At 53.8% G+C, this 13,684-nt stretch carries 18 protein-coding genes; 7 read left to right on the plus strand and 11 right to left on the minus strand.

Annotation, left to right across the window (positions count from 1 at the left end; all coding sequences use genetic code 11):
• Nucleotides 1-575: 575 nt before the first annotated feature.
• From PMI16_RS16830 to PMI16_RS16860, 8 genes are all read right to left on the minus strand, one after another.
• Nucleotides 576-1,823, minus strand: coding sequence for a type II secretion system protein GspD (locus tag PMI16_RS16830; protein WP_007881685.1), 1,248 nt, complete (start codon nucleotides 1,821-1,823; stop codon nucleotides 576-578).
• Nucleotides 1,820-2,935 carry a zonular occludens toxin domain-containing protein gene (locus PMI16_RS16835; RefSeq protein ID WP_237719880.1) on the minus strand — a complete coding sequence of 372 codons (1,116 nt, stop codon included), beginning with the start codon at nucleotides 2,933-2,935 and terminating at the stop codon, nucleotides 1,820-1,822. The genes PMI16_RS16830 and PMI16_RS16835 overlap by 4 nt, the downstream gene beginning before the upstream one ends.
• Nucleotides 2,890-3,177 (minus strand): DUF2523 family protein, encoded by a 288-nt coding sequence (locus PMI16_RS16840; protein ID WP_007881687.1) that lies wholly within the window; start codon nucleotides 3,175-3,177, stop codon nucleotides 2,890-2,892. Before PMI16_RS16840 ends, PMI16_RS16835 begins: the two co-directional genes overlap by 46 nt.
• Before the next feature lie 12 nt (nucleotides 3,178-3,189).
• Nucleotides 3,190-4,539 carry a hypothetical protein gene (locus tag PMI16_RS25995; protein ID WP_007881688.1) on the minus strand — a complete coding sequence of 450 codons (1,350 nt, stop codon included), beginning with the start codon at nucleotides 4,537-4,539 and terminating at the stop codon, nucleotides 3,190-3,192.
• 168 nt (nucleotides 4,540-4,707) lie between these two features.
• Nucleotides 4,708-4,941, minus strand: a complete 234-nt coding sequence (locus PMI16_RS16850; protein ID WP_007881690.1) for a hypothetical protein — start codon at nucleotides 4,939-4,941, stop codon at nucleotides 4,708-4,710.
• A 160-nt stretch (nucleotides 4,942-5,101) separates the two neighbouring features.
• Complete coding sequence (locus tag PMI16_RS16855; RefSeq protein WP_007881692.1) at nucleotides 5,102-5,341, minus strand: hypothetical protein; 240 nt, start codon at nucleotides 5,339-5,341, stop codon at nucleotides 5,102-5,104.
• The gene (locus PMI16_RS26000; protein ID WP_157212671.1) at nucleotides 5,334-5,675 is read right to left on the minus strand and encodes a hypothetical protein; all 342 of its coding nucleotides are present in this window, start codon (nucleotides 5,673-5,675) and stop codon (nucleotides 5,334-5,336) included. Before PMI16_RS26000 ends, PMI16_RS16855 begins: the two co-directional genes overlap by 8 nt.
• A gap of 173 nt (nucleotides 5,676-5,848) precedes the next feature.
• Nucleotides 5,849-6,160, minus strand: a complete 312-nt coding sequence (locus PMI16_RS16860) for a hypothetical protein (RefSeq protein ID WP_007881694.1) — start codon at nucleotides 6,158-6,160, stop codon at nucleotides 5,849-5,851.
• A 202-nt stretch (nucleotides 6,161-6,362) separates the two neighbouring features.
• On the opposite strand from PMI16_RS16860, the gene PMI16_RS16865 reads away from it, so the two are divergent.
• A complete protein-coding gene (locus tag PMI16_RS16865; RefSeq protein ID WP_051994669.1) occupies nucleotides 6,363-6,686 on the plus strand; it encodes a hypothetical protein in 324 nt (107 codons plus the stop codon).
• A 40-nt stretch (nucleotides 6,687-6,726) separates the two neighbouring features.
• A complete protein-coding gene (locus tag PMI16_RS26770) occupies nucleotides 6,727-7,404 on the plus strand; it encodes a YkvA family protein (RefSeq protein ID WP_007881695.1) in 678 nt (225 codons plus the stop codon).
• 193 nt (nucleotides 7,405-7,597) lie between these two features.
• On the opposite strand, the gene PMI16_RS25390 is transcribed toward PMI16_RS26770, so the two are convergent.
• On the minus strand, nucleotides 7,598-8,029 hold the full coding sequence (locus PMI16_RS25390; protein ID WP_007881696.1) for a rolling circle replication-associated protein: 432 nt from the start codon (nucleotides 8,027-8,029) through the stop codon (nucleotides 7,598-7,600).
• 234 nt (nucleotides 8,030-8,263) lie between these two features.
• Here PMI16_RS25390 and PMI16_RS16880 point away from each other — a divergent pair, with 234 nt between their 5' ends.
• On the plus strand, nucleotides 8,264-8,494 hold the full coding sequence (locus tag PMI16_RS16880; RefSeq protein ID WP_007881697.1) for a hypothetical protein: 231 nt from the start codon (nucleotides 8,264-8,266) through the stop codon (nucleotides 8,492-8,494).
• Between the two features lie 114 nt (nucleotides 8,495-8,608).
• Here the strand turns inward: PMI16_RS16880 and PMI16_RS26005 are convergent, their stop codons facing one another.
• Both PMI16_RS26005 and PMI16_RS16885 read right to left on the minus strand, forming a co-directional pair.
• On the minus strand, nucleotides 8,609-9,064 hold the full coding sequence (locus PMI16_RS26005; RefSeq protein WP_157212672.1) for a hypothetical protein: 456 nt from the start codon (nucleotides 9,062-9,064) through the stop codon (nucleotides 8,609-8,611).
• 333 nt (nucleotides 9,065-9,397) lie between these two features.
• Nucleotides 9,398-10,288, minus strand: a complete 891-nt coding sequence (locus tag PMI16_RS16885) for a LysR family transcriptional regulator (RefSeq protein ID WP_007881698.1) — start codon at nucleotides 10,286-10,288, stop codon at nucleotides 9,398-9,400.
• Nucleotides 10,289-10,482: 194 nt separating this feature from the next.
• Between PMI16_RS16885 and PMI16_RS16890 the strand changes: the two genes are divergently transcribed.
• The 4 genes from PMI16_RS16890 to PMI16_RS16905 all read left to right on the plus strand — a co-directional run.
• On the plus strand, nucleotides 10,483-11,556 hold the full coding sequence (locus PMI16_RS16890; RefSeq protein WP_007881707.1) for an alkene reductase: 1,074 nt from the start codon (nucleotides 10,483-10,485) through the stop codon (nucleotides 11,554-11,556).
• A gap of 10 nt (nucleotides 11,557-11,566) precedes the next feature.
• The gene (locus tag PMI16_RS16895; RefSeq protein ID WP_007881712.1) at nucleotides 11,567-12,391 is read left to right on the plus strand and encodes a pirin family protein; all 825 of its coding nucleotides are present in this window, start codon (nucleotides 11,567-11,569) and stop codon (nucleotides 12,389-12,391) included.
• Nucleotides 12,392-12,455: 64 nt separating this feature from the next.
• A complete protein-coding gene (locus tag PMI16_RS16900; protein ID WP_007881713.1) occupies nucleotides 12,456-13,061 on the plus strand; it encodes an isochorismatase family protein in 606 nt (201 codons plus the stop codon).
• 175 nt (nucleotides 13,062-13,236) lie between these two features.
• The coding region (locus PMI16_RS16905) for an MCP four helix bundle domain-containing protein (RefSeq protein WP_007881715.1) at nucleotides 13,237-13,684 on the plus strand (448 nt) is incomplete at its 3' end.

Genomic DNA, 13,684 nt, shown 5'->3' on the forward strand with positions numbered 1-13,684 from the left:
AGACGGTCACTTCCATCTGACCATCAGGAAAAACCACCTTACGGGCGATGTAGCGGTCATTCCACGTGTTTTTGATGCCGTCACTGTTCCAGCCAGGAGATTTTTGCTCGGATTCGTTGTGCGGTTCAAACGAAACATTTGACAGGTCGTCGTCGAGCGTATAATTTTCAGACATTCATTCACCTAGTGCGAATAGTTGGATGGACGCCTCGGCCGGTTTGCAGACTTGCCGGGGCATTTTCTTTTCTGAACTTCCCTTCCCTACTTCCGTTTCCTCTACTTCGGCCCGCTGTGGTGCCGCTTTCCGTTAAGTATGCTTAATACAAGTCTAGCGGCGCTTCGCGCCGCGCCATGCTCGCTGCGCTGCGACTGACGCGGCGCAAACGCCATTCCGTCCGGTATCTTGTATATTCACCGCCACCGCGTCGCCGCATGCTTGATTGCCGGCTACGCAGTGCGCGTTGCGCAGGTCTCCGACCCGGCTGCTACGGCAATCATCGTGCTGCGCACGACCGCTACATGCGGCGTCATCACCTGCAGGAGATGGTTTGCGGCCATGGTCGGCAACAAGGCGATCAAAGTTTTGTGACTTGCAGCACCAGCAGGATTTCGCTTTTGCTTTTCTGACCGGTATCCGAGCGCATCCACTCCGGCAGGAACGAGAAGCCGACGCGGGCGGCGCTTTCCCGATCTTCGGCAAGACCGCCAATAATCACCACGTCGCCATCTGCCACCGACAAGGACGTGCGCACCTCGCGCTTGGTCAACGTGGGCGAGTTGTTGACGCCGGTTTGCGTGACGACGAAGTTCGATAATTGCTGTTGGACAGTTAAGTCGACTACCGCATCCCGCACTACCGGCGACAGATCGAAGATGACGCCAGAGCTTCGATACTCGACCGATTGCACCGGCGCATTGCCATTGCCGGGATAGCTGACGGAGCCAAGCACCGGCACCTCTTGGCCGACCGAGAATTTACCTGTGGCGCCAGAACGGACACGCAAGGATGGCGCCGAGATCGTTTTAAACCGATTGTCATTGGACAGCGCAGAGAACACGGCATCGATGGAGGCATTTTTGAGGCGTATGAAGCCGTCCAAGCTCGATGCGGTAGACAACCCTGTCGTCACTTTCCCGCCCAGGAGCGTCAGCGCCAAGGAGAAGGCCGAACCCTGCGCCGAACCAGTCGACACCTCAAACACCTGACCGCGCACCAGCACCTCGCCCAAACGCACATCCAGTTGATCGAGCAATGACGACAACCGTTTGATATCCCCCGCGGTGCCGTTGAATACCAAGGCGTCGGCAGTGCTGTCGATCAACGAGGCGGCAGAACCGGACGGCACAGGCGCTTTGGTCTGGCCGGTGGTGGTGTCAGCGGCGATCTCTTGCGGCGCACCGTGGATACTGCGCGAGGTGCTGAATTCACCTTCAGGAAACAGCGAGCGCACCAATTCAACCAGATAGGTCACATCGCGGTATTTAGGTCGGTAGACATAGGCTTGCTTGTCCGGTTTGGCTTGTTTCTCGGTGCCGATCATGTCGACGCCATTGACGGTTTTCACTGATAACCCGATGGCCGTCAGGAACCGGGCAATATCTTGCCGGGCATCCTTACCAGTGCTGAATCGAAACGACACCATGCGTTCATCGGCCACAACGTCCGGCTGAATTACAAAGGGCGATTTCAGCACCTGCACGTACATGAGTTCGACCGCTTCCGCAACTTTCACGCGTGAAAGTTCAAACGCTGCTTGTTCAACCGGACCAGCAACAACGATACGAGACAGCAGCAACAAGCCAATCAGGACGAATCGTTTCATTTTTTAATCTCCGTTTTACCGGGCTGGAGAACGCTGCCGGAATAGCGTGTAACTTTCGCGCCGTCGATGTCACCGATGGTTTGCGGTCCCATGGCCACGAACATCGAGGGGGATTCATAACGCAGCCGTCCGGCGCTGTCGGCGATCAGGAGGTAACGCGCACTCCCGAACTCGACACTGCCGACCAACCGCCATACTTCAGAGAACTTCGGCGGTGCTGAACTAGGGGAATTGTTCGCAGCGGCTTTTGCTGCCGTGGCATTGTTCGTTTTGGCCTCATCCGGCTGCACATGTTTAGTCGAGAAGAAGCGTATCGACCAGACGAGACCGGCAACGCCCACCACCAGCGTGGCAACCATGCCGAGCAGCACGCCACGATTGCCGAACATGTTTTGTCGCTTGTCGACATTGACTGATTTACCGGCAGCACCGCCCTTGAACGACGAATACAGCGGGAACACCTCTTTGCGATACTTGCGCACCGCTGTGCTGATCTTGGTGGTCTTGGTTTGCTTGTAGCCCTCATACATCGTGACGCTGTAGGTGTTGGGCATGCCAAGCGAGACTTTCTTGTGCGTGCGCGCATTGAAGGCCACTACGTTTTTAACAAAACGGTTCAGCGTGCCCATGTCTTGAATCATCAACACCAGATCGCAGGCAACGCCGGTTTTCTCATTGGTGAAGTGGCGATGTTCCAGAAAGAAGCTTTTATGTTGTGCGGGAATCTTGGCTCCGGTCGCAGGCCAGAAGCGCCACGCTTCATCGATGCACACAAGGTCGCCGGGCTGCACGGTGGTGTCGGTATGCGCTTCTTTAGCGTCGTCGTAATACGGGAAGAATTTCTCGCCGAATACGTCACCATTGGTCACATGCAGGACCTCGCCCAATACGTCCGGAACCGGCGAGTACGTGGCTTCGATATAGGCGTGAATTTTCTCCTGATCGATGCCATCGACGTTGGTCACAACGCGCCGCCCTTGCGCAATGGCCGGGACGATGACTTCGGCGACGACCTCATAACTTTTACCGGAACCCATCAGGCCGGTATAGACGTTAATCGGCATGGTCAGCCAATCACCGGAATGCGACGGATGATGAAGCGTGTCACCCATGCCGACAGCAATACAGGGATGCCCGCGCTGACATTGAACAGGTCGAGGAAATACCAGACATCGCCCGGCAAGCCGCCCAACGCTGCCGACAGATCGGCTCCGGTCGGCAGGATATTGCTGATGACGGCAATGAATTCGGTCGTGATGAAGAACAGCCCGAAGAACACCACGAATTTGACGATGATGGAACGCACTACAAACGCCAGGACGACGTTTAAAGCGGACAGGACGATACCGAACATGATCGAGTTCCTTTACGCAGCCAGAACGATGAATAAGGCGATCAATATCCACGCCACGGCCATGACCGAATACAAGGTCGGACGGATACTTTCCAGCAAGGGGCAATGGTCTTGCATGACGTAATCGCGATTGAACAAATGCAGCGTCCATTTCGGACAGACCGAATTGTGATTCGGGACCGAAAAATTCTTCAGTGTCGGGAACAGGTTTAACAGTGGCTGCAAAATCTGTTGCGCGGTCGGGATCGGCTCCAGCGAGGGCGCGCCGATGCCGGGATCGGGGCCGAGGTTTTGCAAGGGTTCTGTACTTGGATTAGTGCCGGGACTTGGTGTCGCTGCCGGATCAGCGGACGGCTGCGGTGTAGCCGACGTTGGCATAGAGAACGGAGAGCCAGCCGAACCACCACTAGGGGCAGGCTGCGGCGCAACGTAATCGCCTACTGTCGGCCAGTAATTAGGATTGGTCGCTTGCCATGTGGCAGCGTCGGCCGCAGTAATCGGGTTCGTTGCATCGTAAGGTAAGCCGTTGTATCCCGGCGACGATGCAGCCTCTTGCCAAAAGTGATTGGCAATATCAGCGATCACTTGTGGATTAAGTGGTTGCGCTTTCTGGGCGTCACTCAATGCCGCCGCCGCATCGGAAACTGTTTTGACCGGCGCAGGGGGCGGCTCTGGAAAATTGGACGCCGGGCATTTTCCTGCCGTAGCCGTCAAACTGATACCGGGACAGAGTGTAGTGTTACCACTTGAAACCGTGATATTGATATTCCCCGAAAGAAATTCGGGATAGGTCTTGCCGTCCGCTGAAGTATTGGTTTGCCAGCCATTGCACTTAGTACCATCCCACACATAGTGCTTCGACCAAGTAGCGCCATTCGAATCCAGTTGGCCTTGGAGATAGGGCTGTCCGTTGCAAGCGACCTCAGGAGAGGTGGCAACCACGTTACCGGAAAAGTAGATTTTTGAGGGGACAATTAAACCTGCCGGCGTGTTGACCGAAGCCGGATTGTCACCAACCTGCACTGTTCCATCAGGTTTGAATATCCATTTGACGGCGGCATCAATCGTGAGCGCCACGACTGACGTGACGGCAGCACCAGCAGCGGCAGTTGCCCAAGCCGGAGCGGTAACGCCAAGCGCGGTAACCGTTGCCGCACCTGCTACCGCCCCCACAATAACGGAGCCGACATTGCTTAACGTATTTACCCAACGCGGATCATTACTCGCGAATCCCCTTGCCTGCATTTTTGCTTGCGTCGTACCAGACACAGCGTTTTGCATTTTCGAGACAGGGAGCGCACCGGCAAAAGAGAGTGAACATACGAAGAACAGCGCGAAGAAGAGAGAGAGAAATCGGCGCATCACGATTTTCCTTCCAAGCCCACGATGACCGCCCAGGCGCACACAATGCCCCATCCAAACACGAACAAATACCAGAGATTCGAGTAATCCATCGCAGCCCCCAACGAACAACAGACGTAAAAAAAGGACGATGCAGCGCTACACCGTCCCCGTTACCGCAAAGTTGAATTAACCGCCGCGCAGCATGCCGAGGACGATTTTCGAGGACTTGATAGTCACGTACACCACCGCCAAGGTGGCGGCGATCGCCAACACGCCTGCCGTGATATCAGTGGCAGTGAACGAGCTGGTGATTGGCGTCAGATCGACGTTGGTGGCCGCATACACAGGACCACCAACCAGTGCGCCAACTGCCAGCGCAGTACCCACAGCAACAGCTTTGACTTTCTTGATGAACTTCATGTGCAACTCCTTTTGATAGCACCGGAAAACGTCCGGCAACGCTTACCCGACATGGGCAATTCGGCTTAGATAAACAGCTTGATGAACAACACGATATCCAGCACCCACAAGGCCGCGACACCGAGCGCCAGCAAGCCGACAGGCAGATTCAATGCCATGCTTACCCCTCTCTCAACATCTGTAAAACGCTACCGATGCCACGCGAGATCGCGTAACACAGCAGCACCATGGTGAACGCCGCAGACCACACCGCTCCTACGGCCTCGACATCCGGCGTATTCATCGTCGCTTCGAGTAAGCCGACCTGAATCGCAGACGCCCCACCATCGCAAGACAACGTGCCGTTTGCACTGACGGTCGGCGGCGTGTCTTGCGAGCAGTAGAGGACGTATTTAGGCATCGAGATTTTTGTTACGCGTAACGGAAACACACGGCGGCATTGTGTAGAGCGGAACCCATTGTTCATGCCCGAAAGGTCTTGACTCCCCTTCTTGAAAAACGACATCCCATTCGGGCGCAACTTCTGGTCCTCCTGCTGTTTGAATGCCCGCCATCCACGCTACCGGACGTGGTTCGGAGGTATCTACTTCGGAAATTGCCGAGAGCAAGTTCTTGAGTTGGATAACGCGAAGCTCTGCATAGTGCTTGGTACGAGTGTCGCCACTCCAGTCCGCAGACCGTACATCTTCTTCCGCATCAATCAGTTGTTTTCTCAGCAAATCGATGGTGTGCATTGAGTCCATTTCTCACCTCTTGGCAGGAACGGGATTTAAGAAATTGAATTTTTGACGTTGCCGAAATTCCCGCTGACGTTGCGCATTACTCTTCGCATTCGGCTTGCGAGGACGGCCACGGCGCGGTGCTTCGAATACGTCGATGGTGAATTTGTCAGCGGGATTTTTCATGCTTAGGCGGTTGCCTTTGCGGGTTCTTTCGGTGCTGCTTTTGGCACATACGGCGTGATGGTGTCGACTACTGATTCGATACGCTTTTGCTGACTGACAGACAAACGAAAATCGACTTCATACGTTCCTTTGGGCAGGTCCTTGAACTGGTTAGGCAACAGCAGTTCGCCGACGATAGGCTCAATGACGCCTGTGTCTTTGTTTGGCTGATGCACGATGCATTGAGCAAAGCGCATGTCGTAAGCGTTACCGGACTTCTTACCAACGCCGGACAGAGGAACAATGTGGATGATTTCAACAACGGTTTTTGCCATTTTTAAGCCTCTAGACTGAGATAACCGGAACGCGCCGGGACGCTGATGCTGCTAAGGGCATTGAAGGCCCAGATGCAACGGATTCAACACTTCTAAACACTTGTGATATCGTTTCAATACAAACGGATTTCCGATTAACGGATATCCGTTAATCTGGGTTGATATTAACGGAAATCCGTATATTTAAAGATTGGAAATTTTTATGACTTATGCAGATTTAATAGCGAAGGCATTGAACGGCAGAAGCGTCAATAGCATGGCAAAGCAATGGGGATTAGCTCAAACCACGTTGCAGGATCACGTAACAGGGAAGTCAATTCCTGACTTTTGCACAGCCCGTTTGATGGCTCTTGAAGCGGGTGTAGACGCCGCTGAGGTTTTTAATATTTTGGCTGACGAGGTGGCAAGGCGAAAAAACCGAAGCGAAAAAATTAAGTTGGTAGTCGGCAAACTGCAACCATCTTTTGATTCGTTACTGCGTATCGCAAACGCTTTCTGGACAAGGGTTCAGGGAGTGGCGCAGTAACTAATTTGCGAAGTGGCGTGAAATTGAGGATCTGTAAATTATGCGAACCTCACCATGCTGCGAATTCTCAAAAAATGTTCATCAAGGCAACATTTTCAATAGTCGTTGCCGATACCTCTTTCAAGCCCACAAACTCGAAAAAAATCATGCGCTATCCCAATACTCGTTATGGCAATCCGACCGAATTCCAGTACCTTGGTGGATTCCCGAAATCCTCCGGCTCCAGCGCCTTGAATACGATCTATGGATGCACCAAACCGGCCTAGGCCGCATGCGTACCAAGCTAGCGGTTTTTTTCGCGATTAGTAATATTGCATATCTAAAACAGAACATGAGAATCGCTAATTCAATCAAGAGTTGGGCCAAGAAAGTTAAACAAGACAGCGTAATGCTTTGGTTCGCACAGAAACACCCACAGACGCCAGTTATGGCAAAGATAGTCTGCGTTCTCGCTGTCGCTTATGCTTTAAGTCCTATCGACTTGATTCCGGATTTCATTCCAGTGATTGGCTACCTTGACGACGCACTACTAGTACCAGCGCTGATATGGATTGCTGTAAAACTCATCCCTAAGAACGTATTAGAAGAATGCCGGGCGCAAGCTAGCGAGTGGATTGAAAAAGACAACAAAAAACCTCGCAGCTACATTGGGGCTATTGCGATCATTATCATTTGGATAGCTTTATTCGGCTGGGGAATTTGGTTCTGGACAAGGTAATTAAAAGGGACTGACCGCATTCCCTTCAATATTGGGCCCCGTCGCAATCCATATCACATCAAGCGCCTTGTTGTACCAGAACTGAGCACCATCGAGCAGACCAGATTCCGCTATAGCAAACGCCGTTTGCACGGCACCCAAGGCCGTCACGCTGGCAATTGGCCAACTCAGTACTTCCGGCTTCGGAATTCCCCTAGACGCGAAATAACGTTTCTGATCGAGGTCGCGGCAATCCATTTCCTTTGCGCAGTAAGCGATACCAGATCGAGCGCAGCAAGTGATAGGACTGGCGACCATTGACGGCCACATGGAAATGCAATGCGCCACGTTCCTGTTCCTCGATGACTGCGACGTAATGAAATTCCTTGTGCTTGCGCATGCTGCGACGAAATCTATCCCAATGCGTCAGGGTCGTTTCTCGGTTGGTCCTGTTCGCTCGATAGGTCAGTGTAATCATGCGATCAGCACCGATGGTTTTGCAGGCTTGGCGCCCCCTCTTCTTAGCCGCCCTCCCCGCTACCGATTCATTGCGCTCACGGTTCTCTGATTCGCCGCGCTTAGTACGCTTTTCTCCGGTCGGAGCCGGGCCTATAAAGTGTTTTTCACGGCAGACGGTCACTTCCATCTGACCTGATGCCGTCACTGTTCCGGCCAGGAGATTCCTCTACTTCGGCCCGCTGTGGTAGCGCTTTCCGTTAAGTATGCTTAATGCAAGTCTAGCGGCGCTCCGCCCGATATCTTGCATATTCACCGCCGCCACGGTTAGCCAAGGCATCGCTGAGCATTTGTGAGAATTTGCTTGGATCAGATGACGCGTCATTGCCACTAAAGAACACGTTCTTTCCATTCGGAGGCCGATATGAATCTGTTCTTTGATTTGTTCAATGACGACCCGCATTTCTTCGCCCTGCTATGCATTCTGTCCGGCGCATTTCTGTTCGGGATTTTTTACTTCCATGAGGCAGACAAGGAATACCAACGTCTGGCCACCAGCGAATGGGAGGAAATTGCGAACACCTTTTCCGATCTAACCAGAATCGCCGATGTTCCAACCGTGATGCGTACCGAACACGCATCGAAGAAAGACTGACTTGCAGGCGTCGCCGCCCTCGTTTTTAAATCTTTTTTCTGACGATGCCGAGCTCCAAAAAACTAAAGCCCCGCAAGGGGCTTTTTCTATTTACATCATTTTAGAAGCGCCATCTCAATGATCGTCGTCTGACGAAGAAGTATCACCGTCTGAGGAATTGCCTTCGTCTGACGACGCATCATTGTCGTGCACATCATGGTCAATGCCTGCCTGAACCCATAGATTCGCGGTTTCCAGGCTGATTGCCGGGCCATTCGTATTAGTGAACCTTACCGTGTAACTGCCACCGACGTGATCGGTTTGTGTGACTAGCACGGTCGTTCCATTCGGCGGCCCCCATTGCCGGATCAATTGCAGCAAACGATCAGCGCCGCCGGGGAACACCACCGCACTCGATACTCTTGTGGCCAATTGCACCACTGGCGCGCGCTGTGCAACGGAGATCAGTGCCTGATGCGCGGTGGCTAGCGGGCGATTGTCAACGAACGGTGTTCTCAGTCCTTGCCGCTGATGGACGGGCAATTTGCCGGAATCGTGCTGATTTCGTGGTTCTCTTTGTGCATACATCATTCGATTCTTTCAAAAAGATGTATTAGGCAAGAGGCGCACGTCTCGCAACCGGCTCAGATACATTATCGATAGAGATTTGCCAGAGCCATTTTCCGGTCAGCGGCTGCAACAACTTAATTACAGATTTTTAACATCCTAGCATTAATGATCTTACGCCAATACTCATAAAAGACAGTTAGATGAAAAATTATGGAATGGCGCTGTAGCAATCCATATGACGTCAAGCTTCTTGTTATACCAAAACTGCGCACCATCAAGCAGACCCGATTGCTGGATAGCGAACGCCGTTTGAATGGCTCCTAAGAATGAAGCTGCTTTAACGTACGACGTTGCTCAGGTGATTTTTTCGGTGTTATAACCAAAGTGTTCTTGCAAGAACTCGATAAAGCGCTGCGTCTTTGCTGGCAATAACCGCGTTTCGGTAATCGCGTAGACGGGGATTGAATTGCCTTGCCACTCCGGCAGTATCTGACGTAGCCGACCGGCCATCACATCTTCAGCAGCTATCTCCTTCGGCAACAACACCACGCCCAGACCCAGCGTCGCCAAACGCCGGAACATCCCAACGCTGTTGACATGAAATCGTCCCCCAACGTTGATTTCAACGGTCTCTTTTTTGCGATGCAATGTCCAGGTTCCTACTTTGGGGAAGCCTAAGCACTCATGGTTCATTAAGTCGGTGGGATGCATCGGCTCCCCCGCAATCTCAAGATATTGCGGAGAAGCGTAGACTTGGGGCGAAAGTTTGGCCAACTGACGGGCGATCAAAGTCGAATTCGGTAGTTCGCCCATACGAATTGCCACATCGAATGGTTCGGTAATTAAATCTATCCGTCGTGGCGTCAGGTCAAAATCAAATGTAATACCCGGATAGCGACGCGCGAACTCCTTGATCAACGGCGCCAGATAGATGACGGCGAAGTCCACCGGAAGCGACGCGCGCAACATGCCGCTGGGCTGCGCCAGCATCTCGCCCAACTGTTCGTGGGCAATTCGCGCTTCATCGACAATGCGTCTACAGCGCTCATAGTAAAGCTGCCCTGCTTCAGTCAATTCGACCCTGCGCGTCGTGCGATGCAAAAGACGCAGGCCGATGGCCTTCTCCAAGGCACTGATTCTTCTGGACAGGGTCGAGTTCGGCACACCTGTGGCATCGGCCGCACGGCGAAAACTCATCACGCTGGCAACCTCGATAAACAAGGCCATGTCATTCAAAAGCTCCATTTTAATTATCCCATTTATGGATCAATAATTTCCATAATACCCCGTTTATCCTGCCAGTGAATTGATTCAAGATACGTCCAAGACACACGCATTGAGATATTCAATGTGTTTTTTCAAGGTATTGGCGACCAAGACGAGTACGCATCCCACATTGTCTCGCCCCCTCCTGTTCTCATTTGTGAAAGGAATTCATCGTGACTCAATTGCTTACGCCTGTGCACATCGGCCGCTATATCGCACCTAACCGCCTCGTCATGGCGCCGATGACGCGTTCGCGCGCGACCAGCGATGGCGTACCGACTGACCTGACGGTCATTTACTACGCACAACGCGCCAGTGCCGGCCTCATAATTTCCGAAGGCGTGTTCCCGTCCGCCATGGGCCAAGGCTATGTACATACGCCCGGTATCGAAACCGAAGCCCAGATTGCCGGCTGGAAGAAAGTAACCGAAGCCGTGCACGCTCGCGGCGGCCGCATCTTCATGCAAATGATGCATGCCGGTCGGATCTCGCATCCATTGCTGCTCAATGGTGCGACACCGGTGGCGCCGTCGGCGATCAAGCCTGAAGGAAAGGCATGGACGCCTATCGGCCAAGTCGACTTCGTGACGCCACGCGAACTGAGCCTGGATGAAATCACCGGCGTCATCGCCGAATATCGCCTGGCGACACGCCGCGCTATCGAAGCAGGCTTCGACGGCGTCGAGTTGCATGCGGCCTCAGGTTACTTGCCCGAGCAATTCCTTTCGTCGGGCAGCAATCAGCGCCAGGATCAATACGGCGGTTCGCTCGAAGATCGCGCGCGTTTCGTGCTGGAAGTGTTGGCTGCGATGGTGGATGAAGCAGGCGCAGATCGTGTCGGCATCAAGATTTCGCCGGAGATGAATTACAACAGCATCAGCGACGAAACACCGCAGCAAACCTACACCAATCTTGTTGTCAATCTGCGTGGAATGGGCCTGGCCTATCTGCACGTCGCTCTGTTCGGTACGACAACGGTCGATTACCACGCGCTGCTGCGCCCGCTCTTTGACGGTGCTTATTTGATGGGGAGCGGATTGACGCAAGAAAGTGCCGAAACCGTGCTGGCCGAAAACAAAGCCGACGCCACAGTGTTCGGCAGCGCCTTCATCGCGAATCCAGATCTGCCGGAACGTTTCCGTCAAGGTGCCGCGCTCAACACACCGGATCGCAACACATTTTTTGCACCGCCCACTGCCACCGGATACATCGACTATCCAACGCTGGATGCCGCCAAAGCAGCTTGAGGCAAGCATCATGAGCAATATAGTCCGACTCAGTCGCGCTAACCGTGGCAACCACTTCCGGGCCTACAGCCTGCACGGTTTCGATCCTGCACAACTCGATCCCTTCCTCGGGATCGATCACGCCTGGATGAGCGCCCCCACTTTTCCGCCGCATCCGCATGCCGGCTTTTCCGCGGTGACTTACTTGTTCCTCGATTCTGAAATTGGCATTGCCAATCGCGATTCCCGGGGCAACAGCAAACTGATCGAACCGGGCGGGCTGCACTGGACCGCCGCCGGACGCGGCGTAGTTCACGAAGAGAATCCGGCGCTACCGGGACGCACCACGCACTTGCTGCAAATCTTCGTCAATCTTCCGCAGGAACGACAGGACGCAGCGCCGTTTGCACTCAGTCTGTCGCCACAAGACGTGCCGGTGATTCAGCGCCCCGGTGTGCGGGTGCGTGTTCCATTGGGCAGCTTTGGCGGCGCGCGCTCTCCGCTGACGCCCCCTACTGAGGTCACCTTGCTCGACATCTCGCTGGATGCCAATGCTGAACTGGACGTGCCTCTGGCTGCAGGACAACGCGCCTTCGTCCTTCCTATCTTCGGCAACGCAGAAGTCAACGGCGAGAACTTCGGTCTCGATAGTCTCAGCGCCCTCCTTCTTCCTGCGGCTACTGAAACGATGACACATAAGCTGGTTGCCAAATCGGGCGGTGCGAAGGTTGCACTGTTTATAGGCGAGCCATTGCACCAATCTGTGTACTCGAACGGGCCGATGGCCTTTGCGAGCCAGGAGACCCTGATTGCGGCAGCAGCCGCATATCGTCGCGGCGAAATGGGAAGACTGTAACCACGCCGTCACCCAAGCTTAGGACTTTTACTTTTACCTTTATCTACTTCTCAGGAGAAACATGATGAAATCCGAATACTTCAATGCCAATGACTCTGTCTTGCTGTTAATCGACCACCAGGTCGGCACCATGCAACTGATTAAAAATATCGATCACGAATTCGCGGCAAAGCAGTCGGTTGCGCTGGCCAAGATGGCAAAGATACTCAACATGCCGGTCGTCATTACGTCCAGCCAGGAAGATCGCGCCCAAGGTCCTATTCTTCCGAAAATCGCAGAGATCCTGCCGGAGGCGCATGCCGCACGCATCAAGCGCCCTGGTGTAGTCAATGCCTGGGCCTATCCGGACTTCCGCAATGCGGTGCTTGCTACCGGTCGCAAGAATTTGATCATGGCGGGCGTGACCACCGATGTGTGCCTGATTTTCCCCGCGATTGACGCAGCACGCGAAGGCTTTTCCGTGCAAGCCGTGATGGATGCATCTGGCTCGCCTAGCGACCTGTCCGAAGAATTCTCCCGCCAGCGCATGCATGATGCGGGTGTGGTGCTGACCGCCACCAATACGCTGATCGCAGAAATCGCGAAGGATTGGTCCACACCCGATGGTCAACAACTGATCGGTTTGTTGTTCAGCGATGTATTCCCGGCTCTGGGCGCAGGCATCGTCTGAGTCACGCCAAAAAACATTGCTGGCGCTCTTGCCCGGTACGAGGCGCGGCCCTTTGTCCCCGGAGCGGCGCCTCATTTAAGGCGAATCAGTGTAGTTGTACATGACGGCGAGGGATTGATCTTCCGCAACACCGCTCCCTCGGGGGCATTTTTACAGGGTCTCCAAGGAAAGCAACATGACGCGTTTTACACAAAGCATCAAGTTCAAGATTGTCTTGGCATTCGGCACATGCGTGGTACTCATGGCCGCAATCGGACTATTCGGGGCATTCGGGCTCTTCAGACTTAATTCGAACATCGCAGTCGGATACTCCGGCAATACGGAGCCCATCGCCGATCTGTCGGAGCTTCGTGCCGCCTCTCTGGATATCGGCCTGCAGACAAGGCGAATTCTGGCCTCTCGCGATCAGTCAAAAATGCCTCCGACGATCGAGGCAATTCGCGCCGATCAGGAGCGCATAGATAGAGTATGGAATCACTACTATCCGGACGGCCTGTCCACCGACAAGGAACGTGAGATTGCGGAAAAGATCAAGAGCGCATTGCCTCAGATGAAGGCAGCCGTTGACGAAACTATAATCGCCTTCAGCGAAGGTAATTACGAAGCCGCCGTATCGGCGGGCG

Origin of the sequence: Herbaspirillum sp. CF444 (assembly GCF_000282135.1) — a bacterium.
Classification (GTDB): domain Bacteria; phylum Pseudomonadota; class Gammaproteobacteria; order Burkholderiales; family Burkholderiaceae_D; genus Herbaspirillum.

Excerpts from the sequence above, each read along its gene's own strand:
- PMI16_RS25390 (WP_007881696.1), bottom strand. The coding sequence starts at position 8,029 with ATGGAAGTGACCGTCTGCCGTGAAAAACACTTTATAGGCCCGGCTCCG.
- PMI16_RS26005 (WP_157212672.1), bottom strand. The coding sequence starts at position 9,064 with ATGATGTATGCACAAAGAGAACCACGAAATCAGCACGATTCCGGCAAA.
- PMI16_RS16860 (WP_007881694.1), bottom strand. The coding sequence starts at position 6,160 with ATGGCAAAAACCGTTGTTGAAATCATCCACATTGTTCCTCTGTCCGGC.
- PMI16_RS25995 (WP_007881688.1), bottom strand. The coding sequence starts at position 4,539 with ATGCGCCGATTTCTCTCTCTCTTCTTCGCGCTGTTCTTCGTATGTTCA.
- PMI16_RS16840 (WP_007881687.1), bottom strand. The coding sequence starts at position 3,177 with ATGTTCGGTATCGTCCTGTCCGCTTTAAACGTCGTCCTGGCGTTTGTA.
- PMI16_RS16835 (WP_237719880.1), bottom strand. The coding sequence starts at position 2,935 with ATGGGTGACACGCTTCATCATCCGTCGCATTCCGGTGATTGGCTGACC.
- PMI16_RS16900 (WP_007881713.1), top strand. The coding sequence starts at position 12,456 with ATGAAATCCGAATACTTCAATGCCAATGACTCTGTCTTGCTGTTAATC.
- PMI16_RS16885 (WP_007881698.1), bottom strand. The coding sequence starts at position 10,288 with ATGGAGCTTTTGAATGACATGGCCTTGTTTATCGAGGTTGCCAGCGTG.
- PMI16_RS16880 (WP_007881697.1), top strand. The coding sequence starts at position 8,264 with ATGAATCTGTTCTTTGATTTGTTCAATGACGACCCGCATTTCTTCGCC.
- PMI16_RS16830 (WP_007881685.1), bottom strand. The coding sequence starts at position 1,823 with ATGAAACGATTCGTCCTGATTGGCTTGTTGCTGCTGTCTCGTATCGTT.
- PMI16_RS16865 (WP_051994669.1), top strand. The coding sequence starts at position 6,363 with ATGACTTATGCAGATTTAATAGCGAAGGCATTGAACGGCAGAAGCGTC.
- PMI16_RS26770 (WP_007881695.1), top strand. The coding sequence starts at position 6,727 with ATGCGAACCTCACCATGCTGCGAATTCTCAAAAAATGTTCATCAAGGC.
- PMI16_RS16895 (WP_007881712.1), top strand. The coding sequence starts at position 11,567 with ATGAGCAATATAGTCCGACTCAGTCGCGCTAACCGTGGCAACCACTTC.
- PMI16_RS26000 (WP_157212671.1), bottom strand. The coding sequence starts at position 5,675 with ATGCACACCATCGATTTGCTGAGAAAACAACTGATTGATGCGGAAGAA.
- PMI16_RS16855 (WP_007881692.1), bottom strand. The coding sequence starts at position 5,341 with ATGCCTAAATACGTCCTCTACTGCTCGCAAGACACGCCGCCGACCGTC.
- PMI16_RS16850 (WP_007881690.1), bottom strand. The coding sequence starts at position 4,941 with ATGAAGTTCATCAAGAAAGTCAAAGCTGTTGCTGTGGGTACTGCGCTG.